Source organism: Allorhizobium sonneratiae (assembly GCF_023700755.1).
GTDB classification, from domain to species: domain Bacteria; phylum Pseudomonadota; class Alphaproteobacteria; order Rhizobiales; family Rhizobiaceae; genus Allorhizobium; species Allorhizobium sonneratiae.
On record NZ_JAMKOJ010000010.1, the window covers coordinates 1 to 18094 of the forward strand.

The window sequence follows — 18094 nt, forward strand, 5'->3', positions numbered from 1 at the left end:
TCCCCGCAAGCCCCGGAAGCTATGCATCAGAGCGCATGGGGTGAGCCGACAATTTTCTTTGGTATGCCATAATATCCATGCTATGTTCATCACCCATACAGGCAGCAGGTGATGACGGTGCAGGCAAGTGACAGCGATACGGCCTTTCGCGTGGAAAGGCCTTCTAAAACCTTGCGCGAACTGGCGCTGGAAAAGATGCGTGAGGCGATTGTCGGGGGGCATTTTCAGCCGGGCGACAGGTTGGTGGAGCGTGATCTTTGCACCCGACTCGGTGTCAGTCGCACCATTGTACGCGAAGTGCTGCGGCATCTGGAGTCGGAAGGGCTGGTCGATAACCCGCCAACCAAAGGCCCGATGGTGGCCAGACTGGATGCCGATGAAGCCCGTCAGATCTATGAAATTCGTGCAGCGCTCGAAGGCATGGCGGCGCGGCTTTGCGCCGAGCAGCATCAGAGCGACCTTGTCACCACGTTGCAGGCCATTCTCGATGCCATCCGTCATGCCTATGCCGGGGCCGACAGGCAGGCAGTGCTGACCGAAACCTCCCGTTTTTATGAAATGCTCTTTACCAGCATCGGTCGGCACATTGCCTTTGATGTGGTGAAGCAGATGACCGGACGCATCAACCATCTGCGTTCCATGACGATCAAGACCGAGGGGCGCGCCAGCGAAGGGCCGGCGGAAATGCAGGCCATGGTCGACGCGATCGCTGCCGGCAACGGCGATGCGGCAGAACGCGCCGCCCGCGCCCATGTTGCGCGTGCCGCCGCCATCGCCGCAGCCTTGCTTGGATAGCGTGCTATAGGATGCCTCTTCCCCTCTCTGGCGTGACTATGAGCGGAAGAGGTGCAGGGTAAACAAGGCCGAGCGCTTGCGGTGAAAGATGGAACTGTGCTGGCGGAGATGATCCGGCAGGTCCATCTCTTTGTGTAAATTATTCCTGAAAAGAAAATAACATTATTTTAAGGGGTGGCTTGACTCGATCCTATTATGGCATACCATCATACAAAATGACCTATTGAGAGGCTGCCATGATAGAGATCCGCAAGACCTTGCTGCAGGTGGAAACGACCCTGATCGAGGGTGGAAAAACGGCAGCACGTCCCCTGAAACTTTATGGTGCCTTTGCCGTGGTGAAGAACCCGTGGGCGGGTCGCGGTTTTGTCGAGGATCTCAAGCCGGAGATTCATGCAGCAGCCCCTGTGCTTGGCAAATTGCTGACCGGCATGATCATCGAGGCTGTCGGTTCGGGTGATGCGGTGGAGGCTTATGGCAAGACCGCAGTGGTCGGGCTTGATGGCGAGATCGAGCATGGCTCGGCGCTGATCCACACCCTGCGCTTTGGCAATCATTATCGCACGGCGGTCGGGGCAAAATCCTATCTGGCCTTCTGCAATACCCGCGGACCTGCCAATGCGCCGGTGATGATCCCGCTGATGGACAAGAATGACGAGGGTCGCCGCTCCCATTATCTGACCATCCAGACCGCGATTGCCGATGCGCCCGCCGTTGATGAAATCCTGATCGGCCTTGGCGCTTCTGTGGGTGGTCGCCCGCATCACCGCATTGGCGACCGGTATCAGGATCTGAAGGATCTGGGCCACGATCCGGACAATCCGGCTGGTGTGTGAGCGTCCCGCCATGATCGCAACGCCCATTCCCGCCCCTATGCTCCAATGCCCGGATCATCCGCGTCGCAAAGCCTCGGGCTTTGCCTGGCATGAGGCGGGTGAGGGCGATGCGCTGGTGCTGATCCATGGGGTCGGTCTGAGGCTTGAGGCCTGGTCGCCGCAGATTGCCGGGCTTTCGGCAAAACGCCGGGTGATTGCTGTCGATATGCCCGGCCACGGCGAGAGCGCGCCGCTTGAGAAAGGGAACGCTCTTGAGGCCTTTGTCGCGTGGTTTTTTCGCTTTCTCGATGTGCTTGATCTGGAAACGGTCGATCTCGCCGGTCATTCCATGGGTGCGCTGATTGCCGGTGGCGCGGTGGCGACAGCGCCGCAGCGCATCCGCCGGGTTGCCCTGCTGAATGGCGTTTATCGCCGCGATGACGCCGCCCGTGCCGCCGTTCTGGCCCGTGCGGGCGCGATTGAAACCCATGGTACGGTCGATATCGAGGGGCCGCTTGCCCGCTGGTTCGGTGAGGATGCGACAAGTCAGGCGGCACGGGAGGCAACACGCGGCTTTTTGAGCCGGATGGACCCGCAGGCCTATGCCACTGCCTATCGTGCCTTTGCTGAAGGCGATGCGGCCTATGCCGATCACTGGCCCGATGTGCAGGCTCCGGCATTGTTTTTGACCGGCGATGGCGATCCGAATTCCACCCCGGACATGGCCCGCCAGATGGCTGCACTTGCGCCACGCGGGGTTGCCCGCATCATTGAGGGGCATCGTCATATGGTCAATCTGACGGCACCCGATGCCGTCAATGCGTCTTTGGCCGACTGGCTTGAGGAGGAAACGGCATGAGCATTTTCGATCCGCGTGCCCTGCGCGACGCTTTTGGCGCGTTTGCCACCGGCGTCACCGTGGTCACCGCCATCGGGCCGGATGGCAGGCCGCTTGGCTTTACCGCCAATTCCTTCAGCTCAGTTTCACTCGATCCGCCGCTTCTGTCGATCTGCCTGGCGAAGAGCTCGCGCAATTTTGCCACTATGACGACAGCGTCCGGCTTTGCCGTCAATATTCTGGCCGACGACCAGAAAGAGGTGTCCAGCACCTTCGCCCGGCCTGTGGAAGACCGCTTCGCTACGGTGACATGGCAGACAGGCCCTCACGGTTCACCGGTTGTGGCGGGTGTTGCTGCCTGGTTCGATTGTTCTCTGGCACAGGTGATCGAGGCGGGCGACCATGTCATTCTGCTGGGGCGGGTCGAGGCTTTCGGCACGTCTGGCAAAAACGGTCTTGGCTATGTGCGTGGCGGCTATTTCACCCCGGCGCTGACGGCAAAGGCGGTTTCGGCGGCAGTTGACGGGCATCTGTTCCTCAGCGCCGTGGTTGAGCGCCAGGGCGACGTGCTGCTTTTGGGCGAAACATCTTTGAGCCTGCCGGGACTGGCCAGCGAAAGCGGCGATCCGCAGGCCGAACTTCAGGCGCATCTTCAGGCTCTGACCGGTCTGACGATCACCATCGGCACGCTCTACTCCGTCTATGAGGAGAAGCAGGCGGATCGTCAGCATATCGTTTATCGCGCTTTTGCCGGGGAGGGCGTGCCAGGACAGGGCCGCTTCGTCCCCGTCAGCACCCTGCCATCGCTCTCCTTTGCCACGATGGCCACTGGCGACATCATGGCGCGGTTTGCCAGGGAAAGCGCGTTTGGCAATTTCGGTGTCTATTTTGGCGATGATACGGCGGGCCGCGTCCACGCCATGAGTCAGGCCATGGTCAGGAAGGCATGAGTGATGAAATTTTCCCTCTTCGTCCATATGGAACGGCTTGATGCCAGCCAGACCCACCAGAGCCTTTATGAGGAATTTCTGGCGCTGTGCGAGATTGCCGACAGAGGCGGTATGCATGCCATCTGGACCGGCGAACATCACGGCATGGATTTCACCATTGCTCCCAATCCCTTCGTCACCATTGCCGATCTGGCCAACCGGACCAAAAATGTGCGGCTTGGCACCGGCACGGTGATCGCGCCCTTCTGGCATCCGGTGAAGCTGGCGGGCGAGGCGGCAATGACCGACATCATCACCGGCGGGCGGCTGGATGTCGGCATTGCCCGTGGGGCCTATTCCTTTGAATATGAGCGGTTGATGCCGGGGCTCGACGCCTGGGGCGCGGGCCAGCGGCTGCGCGAGCTGATCCCGGCGGTCAAGGGCGTTTGGGCTGGCGATTACGCCCATGAGGGCGAGTTCTGGCGCTTTCCCGCCACCACGTCGGCACCGAAACCGCTGCAACAGCCGGTTCCGATCTGGGTGGCGGCGCGCGATCCCAATTCGCATGATTTCGCTGTTGCCAATGGCTGCAATGTGCAGGTGACGCCGCTGTGGAACGGTCATGGTGAGATTGAGAGCCTGATGGGCCGTTTCAACGACGCCTGCGCCAAGGCACCGGATCAGGGCCGACCGAAGATCATGCTGTTGCTGCACACCTATGTCGGGTCGGATGGTGATGATGTGGCAAAAGCGGCGCAGGAACTCAGCGTCTATTACAATTACTTCTTCGCCTGGTTCAAGAATGAGCGGCCGATCCGCCAGGGGCTGATCGAGCGGTTGAGCGAGGATGAGATGGCTGCCAATGCCATGCTTTCGCCGCAGATCATGCAGGCCAATCTGGCACTGGGCACGGCAGATGAGGTGATTGCCCGGCTGAAGCAGTATGAAGCGCTGGGCTATGACGAATATTCCTTCTGGATCGACACCGGCATGAGCTTCGAGCGCAAGAAAGCCTCGCTCGAACGTTTCATCCGCGATGTCATGCCGGCCTTTTGAGGAGCAGATCATGCGTCGCTTCCAGCTTTATATCGACGGTGCTTTCGTGGACGGGGCAGGCGCGTTTGACAGTCTCGATCCGGCAACCGGCACGGTCTGGGCCAAAATGCCGGAAGCGCGCGAGGCCGAGGTGGACCGCGCCGTGCAGGCGGCTGACCGCGCGCTTGTCGACGGCCCCTGGGCGAAAATGACCGCCAGCGAGCGCGGCAGGCTGCTTTACCGTCTGGCCGATCTGGTGGCGGAGAATGCCGCGATCCTGGCCGAGCTTGAAACCCGCGATACCGGCAAGATCATTCGCGAGACCTCCTCGCAGATTGCCTATGTGGCGCAATATTACCGCTATTATGCCGGTCTCGCCGACAAGATCGAAGGCTCGGTCCTGCCAATCGACAAGCAGGATATGGAGGTCTGGCTGAAGCGTGAGCCGGTTGGCGTCGTGGCCATGGTGGTGCCGTGGAACAGCCAGCTGTTTCTCTCTGCCGTCAAGATCGGCCCGGCGCTGGCGGCGGGCTGTACGCTGGTTTTGAAAGCCTCGGAAGACGGTCCGGCACCACTTCTTGAATTTGCCCGGCTGGTGCATGAGGCAGGCTTTCCCCCCGGCGTGGTCAATATCGTTACCGGGTTTGGTGCTGCCTGTGGTGCGGCGCTGACGCGCCATGAAAAAGTAGCGCATATCGCCTTTACCGGCGGACCGGAGGCCGCGCGCCATGTGGTGCACAATTCGGCCGCCAATCTCGCCTCCACCTCGCTGGAACTTGGCGGCAAATCACCCTTCATCGTCTTTGCCGATGCCGATCTCGACAGCGCCGCCAATGCGCAGGTTGCGGGCATTTTCGCCGCCACCGGCCAGTCCTGCGTTGCCGGGTCGCGGCTGATTGTCGAGCGCTCCGTCAAGGAGGAGTTTCTGGCACGGCTCACGAAAAAGGCCGAAGCAATCCGCATCGGCTCGCCGCTCGATATGGCAACCGAAATCGGCCCGCTGGCCACCAAACGGCAACAGGACCATGTGGATCGGCTGGTTCAGGCCTCGGTGGCGGCGGGAGCCCATCTCATCACAGGTGGAAAGCGTCCCGAGGGGGCGGGCCATTTTTATCCGCCGACCATTCTTGATTGCGATGGCGTGTCCTCACCGTCGATGGCGGAAGAGTTTTTCGGCCCCGTGCTCTCTGTCGTCTCTTTCGAGGGCGAGGTGGAGGCGCTGCAGCTTGCCAATGACACGCGCTATGGGCTGGCAGGCGGCGTCTTCACGCAAAATCTCGCCCGCGCCCATCGCATGGTCAAGGGCATCCGCGCCGGTGTGGTCTGGATCAACACCTATCGGGCGGTCTCGCCGATTGCCCCTTTCGGCGGGTTTGGCCTTTCCGGGCATGGCCGCGAGGGCGGCATGGCGGCGGTGCTGGATTACACAAGGACAAAAACCGTCTGGCTCAACACGTCCGACACGCCTTTTCCCGATCCGTTCGTCATGCGGTGAGGACCCATAAAATGCCGGTCAGGACGCCACAAGAAGCGGACAGCCGATCAAGAACCAACAGAAGGACAAGGGAACATGAAGATCAAAAGCATGATTGCATCGCTGACCGTCCTGATGGGCGTGACGGCTCAGGCCAGTGCCGCCGATATGGTTTTCACCAGTTGGGGCGGCACCACGCAGGATGTGCAGAAAAGCGCCTGGGCCGATAAATTCACCGCCAAGACCGGCATCAAGGTGCTGGAGGATGGTCCGACCGATTACGGCAAGATCAAAGCCATGGTCGAGGCAAAGAATGTCAGCTGGGATGTGGTGGATGTGGAGGGCGATTACGCCATTCAGGCCGGTGAAGCCGGCCTTCTCGACAAGCTCGATTTCAGCGTGATCGACAAGGCAAATCTCGATCCGCGTTTCGTCACACCCTATTCGGTCGGCAGCTTCTATTATTCCTTTGTCATCGGCTGCAACAAGGATGCGGTCAAGGCCTGCCCGAAAAGCTGGGCGGACCTGTTCGACACCAAAAAATTCCCCGGCAAGCGCACCTTCTACAAATGGTCGGCCCCCGGCGTGATCGAGGCCGCACTTCTGGCCGATGGCGTGCCCGCCGACAAGCTCTATCCGCTCGATCTCGACCGTGCCTTCAAGAAGCTGGATACGATCAAATCCGACATCATCTGGTGGTCGAGCGGGGCGCAGTCCCAGCAATTGCTGGCCTCTGCCGAAGCGCCCTATGGTTCCTTCTGGAATGGTCGTTTGACGGCCCTGGCCAAGACCGGTGTGACGGTTGAGACCTCCTGGGACCAGAACATCACCGCTGCCGATGTGCTGGTTGTGCCGAAAGGCGCGAAAAACAAAGAGGCGGCAATGAAGTTCATCGCCTTTGCCACCTCGCTGGAAGGACAGGCCGAGATGGCTGCAGGCACCGGTTATGCGCCAACCAACGTCAAATCCCCGGCACTGATGGACCCGGCCGTGGCCAAGACCCTGCCGGACAAACAGACGGCCTCGCAGATCAATGCCGACATGGCCTATTGGGCCAAGCACCGTGATGAGATCGCCAATCGCTGGTATGCCTGGCAATCTAAATAATCGGGCGAAATGATCGGGCCAAATAAACGGGATAGGACCGTTTCGGTCTGCGGGTGAACCCGCTCAAAGGCTGAAACGGTCCCCCTTCTTTCGTGCTGCTGAACCGGGCTCTCAAAGGAGAATGCGAGGTGTCGATGATGGTGTCCACCGCCAAGGTGACAGACGGCCAGGCGCGGCAAACAAGGCCGCGCCGGTTGGTCGGCAATTTTGCCGCAACGCTTCCGGCACTGGTGCTGCTTCTGGTGTTTTTCGTGCTGCCGGTGATCGGGCTTCTGGCCCGCAGCATCACCGAGCCGGTGTTCGGGCTGGAAAATTACCGGGCGCTGATTGCCACCTCCACCTATGCGAAGGTCTTTTTCAACACCTTCTTCGTCTCCACTGTGGTCACGCTGCTGTCTCTTGCCATCGGCTTTCCCGTGGCCTGGGCGCTGGCCATCATGCCGAAGCGGCTGGCCAACGCCGTCTTTGCTATCGTGCTGTTGTCGATGTGGACCAATCTTCTCGCCCGCACCTATGCCTGGATGGTGCTGTTGCAGCGCACCGGCGCCATCAACAAGGCGTTGATGGCGCTTGGCCTGATCGACACACCGCTCGACATGGTCAACAATCTGACCGGCGTTACCATCGGCATGACCTATATCATGCTGCCCTTCATCATCATTCCGCTTTATGGCGTCATCCGCAGGATCGACCCGGCCATTCTGCAGGCGGCGGCCCTGTGCGGCGCCAATCGGTGGCAGGCGCTCATCCGTATCCTGCTGCCGCTGGCCGCACCCGGTGCCTTTGCCGGGGCGTTGATGGTGTTCGTCATGTCGCTTGGCTATTTCGTCACGCCGTCACTGCTCGGCGGCACGTCGAACATGATGCTGGCCGAGCTGATCGCGCAACTGGTGCAGTCGCTGGTTGACTGGGGCATGGGCGGAGCCGCCGCCTTCGTGCTTTTGGTCGTGACACTTGGTCTCTATGCACTGCAACTGAAGCTGTTTGGCGTGAGCGGCGGGGAAAGGACATAGGATGCTGTTGAATTTCCACAGCCTTGGCAGCTGGAAATGGGTGCTTCTCACCATCACTGCCCTTGTCTCGGCCTTTCTGCTTTTGCCGATCCTGTTCATTGCAGCCCTGTCCTTCGGCTCGTCGCAATGGCTGATCTTTCCGCCACCCGGCTGGACGCTGAAATGGTATGGCGAGCTTTTTGCCGATCCGCGCTGGCTGGATGCCGCCTTGACCAGCCTGAAGATTGCCCTGATGGTCACGGTGCTGTCGGTGATGATCGGGCTGTTTGCTGCTTTCGGTCTGGTGCGGGGCCGCTTCATCGGGCGCACCGCGCTGCGCGCCCTGTTCATGACGCCGATGATCCTGCCGGTGGTGGTGCTGGCGGTGGCGCTTTATGCGCTATATTTGCGTGTCGGGCTAAACGGCACGACCATCGGCTTCGTCATTGCCCATCTGGTGATTGCACTGCCTTTTTCGGTGCTGGCGCTGACGGGCGCGCTGGAAGGGTTTGACAAATCCATCGAGGATGCCGCCGTGCTGTGCGGGGCCTCGCCATTGCGCGCCAAAATTCTGGTGACACTGCCGGCCATCAGTCATGGCCTGTTTTCGGCGGCGATCTTTTCCTTCCTCGCCTCCTGGGATGAGGTGGTGCTGGCGATTTTCATGGCCAGCCCGACGCTGCAAACCCTGCCAGTGAAAATCTGGGCGACGCTGCGTCAGGACATGACGCCGGTGATTGCCGCGGTTTCCACACTTCTGGTGCTGCTGACGCTTTTGCTGATGCTGGCCGTCGCGCTGTTCAAAAAAGGATTGAAGACATGACGCCGTTTTTGCAAATTCGCGGCCTTGCCAAGCATTACGGCCCGGTGGTGGCGGTGAAGGATGTCAACCTCACCGTCTCCGAAGGCGAATTCATGACCTTTCTCGGTCCGTCCGGTTCGGGAAAAAGCACCACGCTTTACATTCTGGCAGGTTTTGAGCGGCCAAGCGAGGGCGATATTCTGCTCAAGGGACAAAGCCTTCTGCAAACGCCGTCGCATAAGCGCAATATCGGCATGGTGTTCCAGCGTTACACGCTGTTTCCGCATCTGTCTGTCGGGGAAAATATTGCCTTTCCGCTGAAGGTGCGCGGCTGGTCCAAGGCGGCGATCACCGAGCGCGTGCGCCAGATGCTGGCACTGGTGCGGCTCGAAGGGTTTGAGGACCGCAAACCCACCGAAATGTCCGGCGGCCAGCAGCAGCGTGTGGCGCTGGCAAGAGCGCTGGCCTATGATCCGCCGGTTCTGTTGATGGACGAGCCGCTTTCGGCGCTGGACAAGAAGCTGCGCGAAGAGATCCAGTATGAGATCCGCCGCATTCATCAGCAGACGGAAGTCACCATTCTCTATGTCACCCATGATCAGGAAGAAGCGCTGAGACTGTCCGACCGCATTGCCGTCTTTTCGCGCGGTGTCATTGACCAGATTGGCACGGGCGAGGCACTTTACGCCAATCCGGCCACCCGTTTCGTTGCCGGTTTCATCGGAGACAGCGATTTTCTGCCCTGCCGCCTGCTTGAAGAGCGCGGCGGCGAGGCTCGCATTGCCCTTGCCAGCGGCCAGACCATCGCCGGCATTCCGCTGCATGGGCCGCAACAGTCAGCCGATAGCAAGGCAAAAGGCGAGGCGCTTTTGATGCTGAGACCCGAACGGCTGTCGCTCTCCACCAGCCGTATCGATCAGGCGCTTGATGCCACGGTGGAGGACATCACCTTCCTCGGCAACCACATCCATGTTGCTACACGCATGGCCGATGGTTCGCTTGTGTCGGTGCGCCTGCCTTTCGGCCATCCCGCTGCCGAAGGGCTGCCGCGCGGCCAGGCCGTGTGGCTCAGTTTCGAGCCGGGTTCGGCCCATGTGTTTCAGTGAGCTTTCAGGGTTTTCAAAATTTCGATGCACAAAAACAGAGATCAGCATACCCAATCCAATTGTCTGTCCAATGCTTCAAGGGCCTTATAGCTGGTCGGTCTGGGCACCGCTCTGCGGTCTTGCGCGACCGAGATTTGGCCTTTCGCCGAGTGGCTCCATCGGTCGGATGGAAAACTCGCCCTTGCCGTCCATGGAGGGGCCGTTGCTCCAGCGGCCTTCCGGCAGGGTTTCGCCGTTTTCCTGGAAGGTCAGGTAAACATAGCTGAAGTCCTGATTTTCCTCTTCCTGCGGGAAACTGTTGGGAATGGGGAAGACGTCTTCGGTCCCGCCCAGTTCTGCCAGGGCCGCCACCCATTGGTTCTGGTGCATGGTGTCGCGGGCGATGAGGAAGGAGAGCATGTCCTTCATGCCGGGATCGCTTGTCATATTGTAGAGCCGCACGGCCAAAGTCCGGCCCGTGGCCTCCGCGGTGATATTGGCGCTCATGTCAGCAGCGATATTGCCGCTGGCATAGATATGCGACATGTTAAACGGAACACCATCGGAATCGACCGGCATGGCGGCAAGGCCGGATGACAGAAGATTTTTCATGTTGATACCGCCCATGACCGCGCTTGCCACCGGGTCGGAAGCCACGTCCTCACGCAGTTTCAGCGGCGCGCCTTCCAGATTGAGTGCAGCGGCCGTCGCCAGCATTTCGATGTGGCCGAGTTCTTCCGTCGCCGTGTTCATCAGCATGTCGCGGATTTTCGGATTGCCGCGCGCACCGCAGGCCTGAAAGAAATATTGCATGGCGACGCGAATTTCGCCCTCGATGCCACCAATGGCCTGTTGCAGAGCGCGGGCGAAAATCGGGTCCGGTTTTTCGACGCGGACGGGATATTGCAGCTTGTTATCGGTATAAAACATCGTCGGCTCCTCTGTTGCGAACCCCTCGAACCGGGAGGTGATGAAATGGTTCCAGACCGAAAAAATCGGCAGAAATGACAAGATTGCCGCGGCTGGAACAAAGGCTGAAGGCTGCTGTTTGGAAACCCGACGTCAGCGAAACCAGATGTCCTATCCAAGGAGCCGACATGAGCCAAACGAGCGAAAGACAGACGAACCAGGAGCACAGGCCGCAGCCACCCTTTCCCAAGCAACGCCAGCCGATGCCCGGCAAAACCGCCGATATGAGCCCGAAGCCAGACCATGGCGAAGACAGCTATGAAGGCAGCGGTCGGCTGAAAGACAAGGTTGCCCTGATCACCGGCGGCGATTCCGGCATAGGCCGGGCTGTGGCCATCGCCTTTGCCCGGGAAGGTGCCGACATCGCCATTGCCTATCTGAACGAAGATGACGATGCCCGTGAAACCGCCGAATGGGTGGAAAAGGCCGGACGCAAGGTCCTGACCATTCCGGGCGATCTGAGCGAGGAGCAGCACGCCGTCGAGGTGATCAAAAAGGTGCTCGACAGGTTCGGCAGGATCGACATTCTCGTCAACAATGCCGCCCATCAGGCCAGTTTTGCCGATATCGACGACATTTCCGCCGAGGAATGGGACAAAACCTTCCGCACCAACATCTATTCGATGTTCTATCTGAGCAAGGAGGCCTTGCGCTATATGAAGCCGGGGTCTGCGATCATCAACACCGCCTCGATCAATTCGACTGATCCTTCGCCCAGCCTTCTCGCCTATGCCACGACCAAAGGGGCGATTGCCAATTTCACCGTCGGGCTTTCCGGTCTGGTCGCCGCCAACGGCATACGGGTCAATGCGGTGGCGCCCGGCCCGATCTGGACGCCGCTGATCCCCTCCACCATGCCGGAAGGCAAGGTGGAGAATTTCGGCAAGAACACGCCACTCGGACGCGCAGGTCAACCGGCAGAACTTGCCCCGACCTATGTGCTGCTGGCGTCATCCCAGTCAAGCTACACCACCGGGGCGATCATGGAGATTACCGGCGGGCGACCCATGCTCTAACCCTCAGATGAGGCCGATGGAGGCCACATCGATGCACATTATCAGGGGACGTGGGCAGGATTTTCCCCTGACAGCGGACAAGACATAATTCAGAGCCTGTCTGGTTCAGTCCGAACCTGACAGGCTCTGAAGCATTTTTGTATTTCAGACCCGGGCTGTATCCGGCAACATGGATCGTCTTTGATATGGTGAGCGGCTCAATGCCGTGCACCATCATCTCCCTGCCACATCAGCGCCCTCAGGATTTCATCGATATCGTCCGGATGGATGGTCAGCGTGTAAGGGGAATAACGCCCGATGACATCATCGGCATGGGCAATGAACAGAAAGGGCAGGGCGCGCATTTCAAATTGCTCGACAAGTTGCACCATGGTCTCGGCGCTTTCGCACACATCAATCAGAATTCCATGCACCTGTTCAGCCGTGATGCTTGCAGCATCAGCAGAAGGAATCGGCCCAAGAAGATCGACACCCTGTTTTTTCCAGTTTTTTCGGATATCCTCGGTTACCAGATAATCGCGTCCGATGACCGCCAGCCTGTATTCCGTCACATGATCATCAAAGCACATCTGCACTGCCCGTCATCGCGATTTATGAGCGAGTGTGCCCCGCCATACCATTCAAGCGCCGTTTCCATCCAAAGATCAATGCAGCATCATGTATTGAAGCTACTGTAGAGGGAATGCTCTAACACTTTGGATATGCTGTTCAATTTTCGCCTGTCGCCGGTCAAGGCAAAGGTATGTGGCAGCAAAGCACTGTGATAACATTACGTCAGACGTAAGCGACCGGATCACCCGCAGGTGCATATTTCTTCGCCCTGACTTGTCGAGACGCGTTTTACGATGGGAGCATCCACTCCTGCGCCTTTTCCGGGTTTCGCCGATTTTACCTTTCCTCAAACCCACAAGACATGTCCGACAGCGCCGTGCGTTTTATCAAACGCACAAAGGACGCTGTAACCTTTTAATGATGCAGGAGAGCATTGTCCTGAGAAAAGTGTGAAACGGGTTTCCCTCCGGAAATGCCCAAAACCAAAGAGAGAGGCTCTGCATGTTTCGACGTGAGACGCAGAGGCTCTCACGGTCAGGCAATGGCCGGCGGCGTCTCGGTGGCATAGGGCCGCTGCCCGCGCCGGCAGAGATAGACCTCCCGTTCGGGATGGGCGAGCAGGGTGAAACCGGCACTGCGCAGCATGGCTTCGGCGGCTGCGGTATTGGGAATGAACCAGTTTGTCGGATCGCCGGCATAGCGATCCTCGATGAAAAACAGGATCGCCCACGGCGTGCTCATAAAGCAGGTCGAGCGCCAGAAGCGGATGGCGCAGATGATAGAGCACGCCCATGAACAGCACGAGATCGAAGCGCTCCCCAAGCCTTGCGACATCATAGACCGACATCTGTCGGAATTCGACATCGAGCCCGGCCTGATCGGCGGCAAACTGCGCTTGGCGCAGATAATGCGCATCGGTATCGATGCCAACGACCCGCCCTGCCTTGCGGCGCTTCATTTCCAGTGTGTAAAATCCGGCATTGCAGCCAATATCGAGCACGCTGCGCCCGCCGAGATCCTCCGGCAGCAGATGGCGAAATCCCTGCCATTTGAAGGCGGGGTAATCTCCCAGCGGATGGGATGGCGCCGTCTCGATGCCTGAAATGCGCAAATTCTGAAACCAGGGACCAAGCGCTTCGATGCGCTGGCGAAGATCGTCCCTTCTTTCGGGTTTGAGGCGTCTGTCCATGAATTACACCCCCTGCGCCAGCTGTTCGCCGCTTAGGGACGACTGAGAGGCGGAACGGGCAGGCGTTGTTCCCATCTCTATGGCAAACCAGTTCACGGTTTCGCTGAGCCCCTTTGCCAGCGGTACCTGCGGCTGCCAGCCGAGCAGCGTTTTTGCCCGGGAAATATCGGGGCGGCGGCGGCGCGGATCGTCCACCGGCAGGGGCCGGGTGACGAGCGGACCGGCCTCGGGCACCATATCCCGCACCATGTCCGCCAGACCGTTGACCGTCAGCTCTTCCGGATTGCCGAGATTGACCGGGCCTTGCGGATTTGTCTCGACCGCCATCAGCGCCATCAGCCCGCGCACCAGATCGCTGACATAGCAGAAGGAGCGGGTCTGGCCGCCATGGCCGTAAATTGTCAGCGGCTGGCCGGACAAGGCCTGCACGATCAGGTTGGAGACGATGCGCCCGTCATCGGCACGCATGCGCGGACCATAGGTGTTGAAAATCCGGGCGACGCGCACATCCGCTGCTTTTGCCCGCAGCATGTCGAAACACAAGGCTTCGGCGGCCCGCTTGCCCTCATCGTAACAGGCGCGCGGACCCGTGCAGTTGACATGGCCGAGATAATCCTCACGCTGTGGATGTTGTTCCGGATCGCCATAGACCTCGCTGGTCGAGGCCTGCAGAAAACGCGCGCCCGTTCTGGCCGCCAGCGCCAGAAGATTGCCGCTGCCTCGCACGCAGGTCATCATCGTATGGATCGGATCGGCCTGATAATGCGGCGGCGAGGCCGCGCAGGCGAGATTGTAGATCCGGTCCGGCCGCTCATCGAGATCGGTCAGATCGCAGATATCGGCGCGGATCAGACGGAAATCCGGATGGTTGAGAAGCGGCCTCACGGTTTCCATCCGTCCCGTCAGGAAATTGTCGACGCAGATGACCCGGCATCCCTGCGTCAGCAGCGCATCCATGAGATGAGAACCGATAAAACCGGCTCCGCCGGCCACAAGAACCGTTCCGCCTCTGGTGCGGCCATGTTTTCTCGCCATCTCGAAAGCTCCTTTCATCGTGTTGCTGACAATTTTTCTGAGAAGGGCCGTGGCAAAATGGCGGAAAGCGTCTGCACAAGCTCGCGTGCCCGCATCCGCCCCGTATGCCCGCTCATAACCCGGTCACGGGCGGCATCGGCCAGTGCGGTGCGCCGTGCATCCGGCATCTCCGTCAGTGCCGCAACCACATCCTCCACGCCTCTTGCCACCAGGATTGCCTCGTCTTTCGGCAGAAGTTCGTCGAGGCCGGGCCACCAGTCGCTGATGATCGGCACGCCGCAGGCCGCCGCCTCGAACAGCCGCACACTGGGCGACCAGCCCGCCGCGATCATGTTGGCGCGGGTGACATTGAGGGTGAAGCGCTGGCGGCTGTAGAAGGCGGCGTGCTGCGACGGCGGCAGATGTTCGATGCGCTCGACATTGTCCGGCCAGACAATCGTGTCGGGATATTGCGAACCGGCAACGACAAAGCGGCGCTCCGGCAGCAGTCTTGCCGGTTCGATCAGCAGCGTTTCCAGCGTCTTCTGTCGGTCGACACTGTAAGTGCCGAGATAACCGAGATCCCAGCGCGGCGGCTCGCCGCTGTTTCTGTACAGTGCGGGATCGACCGAGCAGTAAAGGGCTGCGGGATGGCGGGCGCCATAATGGCTTTTCAACAGCGTCAGAACCGGACCGCCGGAGAAACTGAAATAGACGTCGAACAGCGGCACTTGCCGCATTGCCAGATAATCGGCCTCTTGCCCATCGAGAAGCGCCATCGTCACCGGCGTGTCGATATCGTAACAACAGATCCGGCGTGGGCGAAGCGCCATCACCCTGTCGATCACGGCAATGCCTTCAGGCACATAGGAGCCGATGATGACGGCATCGGCGGTGCGAAGCCGCTCTCCATGGGTTTCCAGCATGGCATCGATGCTGCGATAGGTGGCAAATGTGCAGAAATCCGGTTCCGGCAGGTCGCGGTTGTCGGCATACCAGGGCGTGTCGCGTTCCAGAAAGAGAACGGAATGGCCCTCCTGTTTCAACCCCCTGAGCAGGGCCCGATAGGTGGTGGCATGGCCATTGCCCCAGGAGGAGGAAAGCGACAGGCCGATGAAGACGAGATCGAGCGACCGGCTCATGCCACAGCCTCCTTCCGCGCCAGAGCGGTCCGCCGCAACAGACGATCCACCTGATCAGCCCGGTGGGCATAGGTGTGTTCCGTCAGAATGCGGGTCATGGCCCGAAGACCGATCGCCTCGGCCTGATCGCGGCTCAGCCCGGCCAGAAGCTCACGCACGTCGCGTCCGTCACGGGCAACGAGCACTTCTGCGTCGGGCTTGAGAAACAGCTCGATGCCGTCCCAGTGATCGGTGATCAGGCATGCGCCAGCCCCTGCCGCCTCGAAAACCCGCGTTGCCGGTGAAAAACCGGTTTCGGCCATGCTGTCGCGGGAAATGTTGATGATCGCCTTGGGGCTGGCGTAAAAGGCATTGTGATCGGCCGTGCCGACATGCCCGATGATGGAAAGATTGGCGAGATCGGGCCTGCCATCCCAGCCCGCCCCACCGAGAAGAAAGCGCTGATCGGGCATTTGAGCCGCGGGGGTGAAGAAAAATTCCTCGACCCGCCTTTCCCGGTCGGGCAGCCGGTTGCCGAGAAAAGCCAGATCGGCGGCAAAGCGGGGTTCCGGCGCAACCGGATGATGGGCGTCGGGATCGAGCGCATTATAGACGGGAATGCAATCGCGCGCGCCAAGGGCGAGGTAAGCGGAGACCACCGGATCGCCGCCGCCATAGGTCAGCACCAGATCGAGCTTTGCCAAAGCCTGACGCAGCGGATGATCCGGCGCTTCGCGCAGCGTGGCAAGCGTTGCTGGTGCATCCACATCCCAGAACAGCGTCAACGCATCGCTGCGGGCGTGCAGCAGCAGTTCTTCCAGCAGGCGGTCGTCCTCGAAGCCGACGCCGCTTGCCTTGATAATGACGTCTGCCGCACCGGCTTCAGTGGCGACGGTGCGCAGCCCTGCCAGCGTGCCGGGATAGACGATGACCTTGCACCAGCCGGGCGGATCGATGTCGCGGTGGCTCTGGCGATCGTAAACATCCGGCTCATAAAAGGTGATGTCATGGCCCTTCAGCGCCAGTGCCCGCAGCATGCCGCGATAATAGGTGGCGGCGCCATTCCAGTAGGAGGAGAGCAGGCTCGATCCGTAAAAGGCGATTTTCATTCCGCTGCCTCCTGAGAGCCTTTCCCTGTTTCATGGAAACGGTGAAAGGCTCTCACTCTTTGTTTTTCCGCATTTCCGGACGGAAAACCGCTATGCACTTTTTCTGGAATGGCTCTAGCCTTGAGGTTCCCGCCGAGATCGTCGAGGATCGCCAGCAGTTCATCGACCCGATGGCGGCAGGTGTGGCGGGCGCGGATCGTTTCGAGTCCGTTTTGCGCAAGACTTGCCGCCAGCGCCGGATCGTGAAGCAGATCGCGCATCCGCGCGGTCATTTCGGCCCCGTTGCGGGCCATCAGATAATCCGTGCCTTGCCGGAACAGGCCTTCGGCATCGTCCCATGGGGCCGAGATCAGCGGAATGCCGCAGGACAGCGCCTCGAACACCCGGATCGTGGGAATGCCCGGCAGGCTTTCGACATAGGGCCGCCTTGGAATATGCACTGTCATCCGGTGCTCGGCGAAGGTGCGGGGCACACCGGCATTGGCAAGCCAGCCGCGATAATCGATCCCGGCCTCCTCCAGCGCCGACAGCGCCTCCGCCGGATAGCGCACCCCATGCACGCTGGCCGAAAGCCTGAGCGCACGCACCGGCTCGACGAGAAAATCGCGGATTTCCTGCGAGCGTTCGTTATCGCCCCAATTGCCGACCCATACGAGATCGCGCCGGGGCTCAATGTCCGGCATGGGCTGAAACAGCGCATCGTCTGCCCCTTCATGCCAGGTGAAGACCTGATGGCCCCAACCGGCATCGAGATAACGCTGGCGCAGGGGTTCGCCAAAGGCCAGCACGCCGTCATAGCCGTCGAGATCGAGGCGGGCGATGTCCTGTCTGGCGGAAATGGCGCGGTGATGGGTGTCATGAAACAGAAGCGTGAAACCCGCCCCGCTCTTGCGCAGCCAGCCCAGACGCGCCACCAGCACCGGGTCTGTCCATTCATGCACCACCACCACATCGGCCCCGGCAAGGGCGACCTCATGGTTGAAGCCCGGCTCATAGGGCCGCGAGCGCAGATCGGGAAACTGCCGGGAAAAGGCATCCAGCGCCGCCGGACCCTGATCGCGCAGCAGGTTTTCCCGGCTCCAGCCATCGGCGGGTTCATAGGCAATTGCCGCATGACCACGGCGGATAAGATCACGCATGACGCCGCGCAGGAAATGCGCATTGCCATGGTTCCAGTCGGAAACCAGTGAATGGGTATAGAAAACGAATTTCATGAGCACTCCATGGAATGGCTGAGGGCCTTGAGCGGTGA

At 60.2% G+C, this 18094-nt stretch carries 17 protein-coding genes and 1 pseudogene; 11 read left to right on the forward strand and 7 right to left on the reverse strand.

All coding sequences use genetic code 11. The features are described 5' to 3' along the window. The first annotated feature begins 111 nt into the window (after positions 1-111). From NAC44_RS16765 to NAC44_RS16810, 10 genes are all read left to right on the forward strand, one after another. Positions 112-795 carry a GntR family transcriptional regulator gene (locus NAC44_RS16765; RefSeq protein ID WP_250942667.1) on the forward strand — a complete coding sequence of 228 codons (684 nt, stop codon included), beginning with the start codon at positions 112-114 and terminating at the stop codon, positions 793-795. A gap of 236 nt (positions 796-1031) precedes the next feature. Continuing rightward, on the forward strand, positions 1032-1631 hold the full coding sequence (locus tag NAC44_RS16770; protein ID WP_250942668.1) for an amino acid synthesis family protein: 600 nt from the start codon (positions 1032-1034) through the stop codon (positions 1629-1631). Between the two features lie 37 nt (positions 1632-1668). Further along, entirely contained in the window at positions 1669-2469 is an 801-nt protein-coding gene (locus tag NAC44_RS16775) for an alpha/beta fold hydrolase (RefSeq protein WP_250942878.1), read from the forward strand. Then, complete coding sequence (locus tag NAC44_RS16780) at positions 2466-3398, forward strand: flavin reductase family protein (protein WP_250942669.1); 933 nt, start codon at positions 2466-2468, stop codon at positions 3396-3398. The genes NAC44_RS16775 and NAC44_RS16780 overlap by 4 nt, the downstream gene beginning before the upstream one ends. A 3-nt stretch (positions 3399-3401) precedes the next feature. Next, positions 3402-4433: an LLM class flavin-dependent oxidoreductase gene (locus NAC44_RS16785; protein WP_250942879.1), complete on the forward strand. Its 1032-nt coding sequence runs from the start codon at positions 3402-3404 to the stop codon at positions 4431-4433. A 10-nt stretch (positions 4434-4443) separates the two neighbouring features. After that, a complete protein-coding gene (locus tag NAC44_RS16790; RefSeq protein ID WP_250942670.1) occupies positions 4444-5907 on the forward strand; it encodes an aldehyde dehydrogenase in 1464 nt (487 codons plus the stop codon). 75 nt (positions 5908-5982) lie between these two features. Then, on the forward strand, positions 5983-6993 hold the full coding sequence (locus NAC44_RS16795; RefSeq protein ID WP_250942671.1) for an ABC transporter substrate-binding protein: 1011 nt from the start codon (positions 5983-5985) through the stop codon (positions 6991-6993). A 137-nt stretch (positions 6994-7130) separates the two neighbouring features. Further along, the gene (locus tag NAC44_RS16800) at positions 7131-8006 is read left to right on the forward strand and encodes an ABC transporter permease (RefSeq protein ID WP_250942880.1); all 876 of its coding nucleotides are present in this window, start codon (positions 7131-7133) and stop codon (positions 8004-8006) included. Between the two features lies 1 nt (position 8007). Continuing rightward, positions 8008-8808 (forward strand): ABC transporter permease, encoded by an 801-nt coding sequence (locus tag NAC44_RS16805; protein ID WP_250942672.1) that lies wholly within the window; start codon positions 8008-8010, stop codon positions 8806-8808. After that, positions 8805-9893, forward strand: a complete 1089-nt coding sequence (locus NAC44_RS16810) for an ABC transporter ATP-binding protein (RefSeq protein ID WP_250942673.1) — start codon at positions 8805-8807, stop codon at positions 9891-9893. Before NAC44_RS16805 ends, NAC44_RS16810 begins: the two co-directional genes overlap by 4 nt. Before the next feature lie 84 nt (positions 9894-9977). On the opposite strand, the gene NAC44_RS16815 is transcribed toward NAC44_RS16810, so the two are convergent. Further along, complete coding sequence (locus NAC44_RS16815) at positions 9978-10802, reverse strand: manganese catalase family protein (RefSeq protein WP_250942674.1); 825 nt, start codon at positions 10800-10802, stop codon at positions 9978-9980. A 167-nt stretch (positions 10803-10969) separates the two neighbouring features. Between NAC44_RS16815 and NAC44_RS16820 the strand changes: the two genes are divergently transcribed. Beyond that, complete coding sequence (locus tag NAC44_RS16820; RefSeq protein ID WP_250942675.1) at positions 10970-11857, forward strand: SDR family oxidoreductase; 888 nt, start codon at positions 10970-10972, stop codon at positions 11855-11857. Between the two features lie 197 nt (positions 11858-12054). On the opposite strand, the gene NAC44_RS16825 is transcribed toward NAC44_RS16820, so the two are convergent. The 6 genes and pseudogenes from NAC44_RS16825 to NAC44_RS16850 form a co-directional block, all read right to left on the reverse strand. Continuing rightward, entirely contained in the window at positions 12055-12426 is a 372-nt protein-coding gene (locus NAC44_RS16825; protein ID WP_250942676.1) for a hypothetical protein, read from the reverse strand. 517 nt (positions 12427-12943) lie between these two features. After that, positions 12944-13598: pseudogene (locus NAC44_RS16830) on the reverse strand (DUF1698 domain-containing protein). Positions 13599-13601: 3 nt separating this feature from the next. After that, entirely contained in the window at positions 13602-14633 is a 1032-nt protein-coding gene (locus NAC44_RS16835) for a UDP-glucuronic acid decarboxylase family protein (RefSeq protein ID WP_250942678.1), read from the reverse strand. A 14-nt stretch (positions 14634-14647) separates the two neighbouring features. Then, positions 14648-15754 carry a CgeB family protein gene (locus NAC44_RS16840; RefSeq protein WP_250942680.1) on the reverse strand — a complete coding sequence of 369 codons (1107 nt, stop codon included), beginning with the start codon at positions 15752-15754 and terminating at the stop codon, positions 14648-14650. Continuing rightward, positions 15751-16842, reverse strand: coding sequence for a CgeB family protein (locus NAC44_RS16845; RefSeq protein ID WP_250942682.1), 1092 nt, complete (start codon positions 16840-16842; stop codon positions 15751-15753). The genes NAC44_RS16840 and NAC44_RS16845 overlap by 4 nt, the downstream gene beginning before the upstream one ends. Further along, positions 16839-18056 carry a CgeB family protein gene (locus NAC44_RS16850; protein ID WP_250942684.1) on the reverse strand — a complete coding sequence of 406 codons (1218 nt, stop codon included), beginning with the start codon at positions 18054-18056 and terminating at the stop codon, positions 16839-16841. Before NAC44_RS16850 ends, NAC44_RS16845 begins: the two co-directional genes overlap by 4 nt. Positions 18057-18094: the final 38 nt, after the last annotated feature.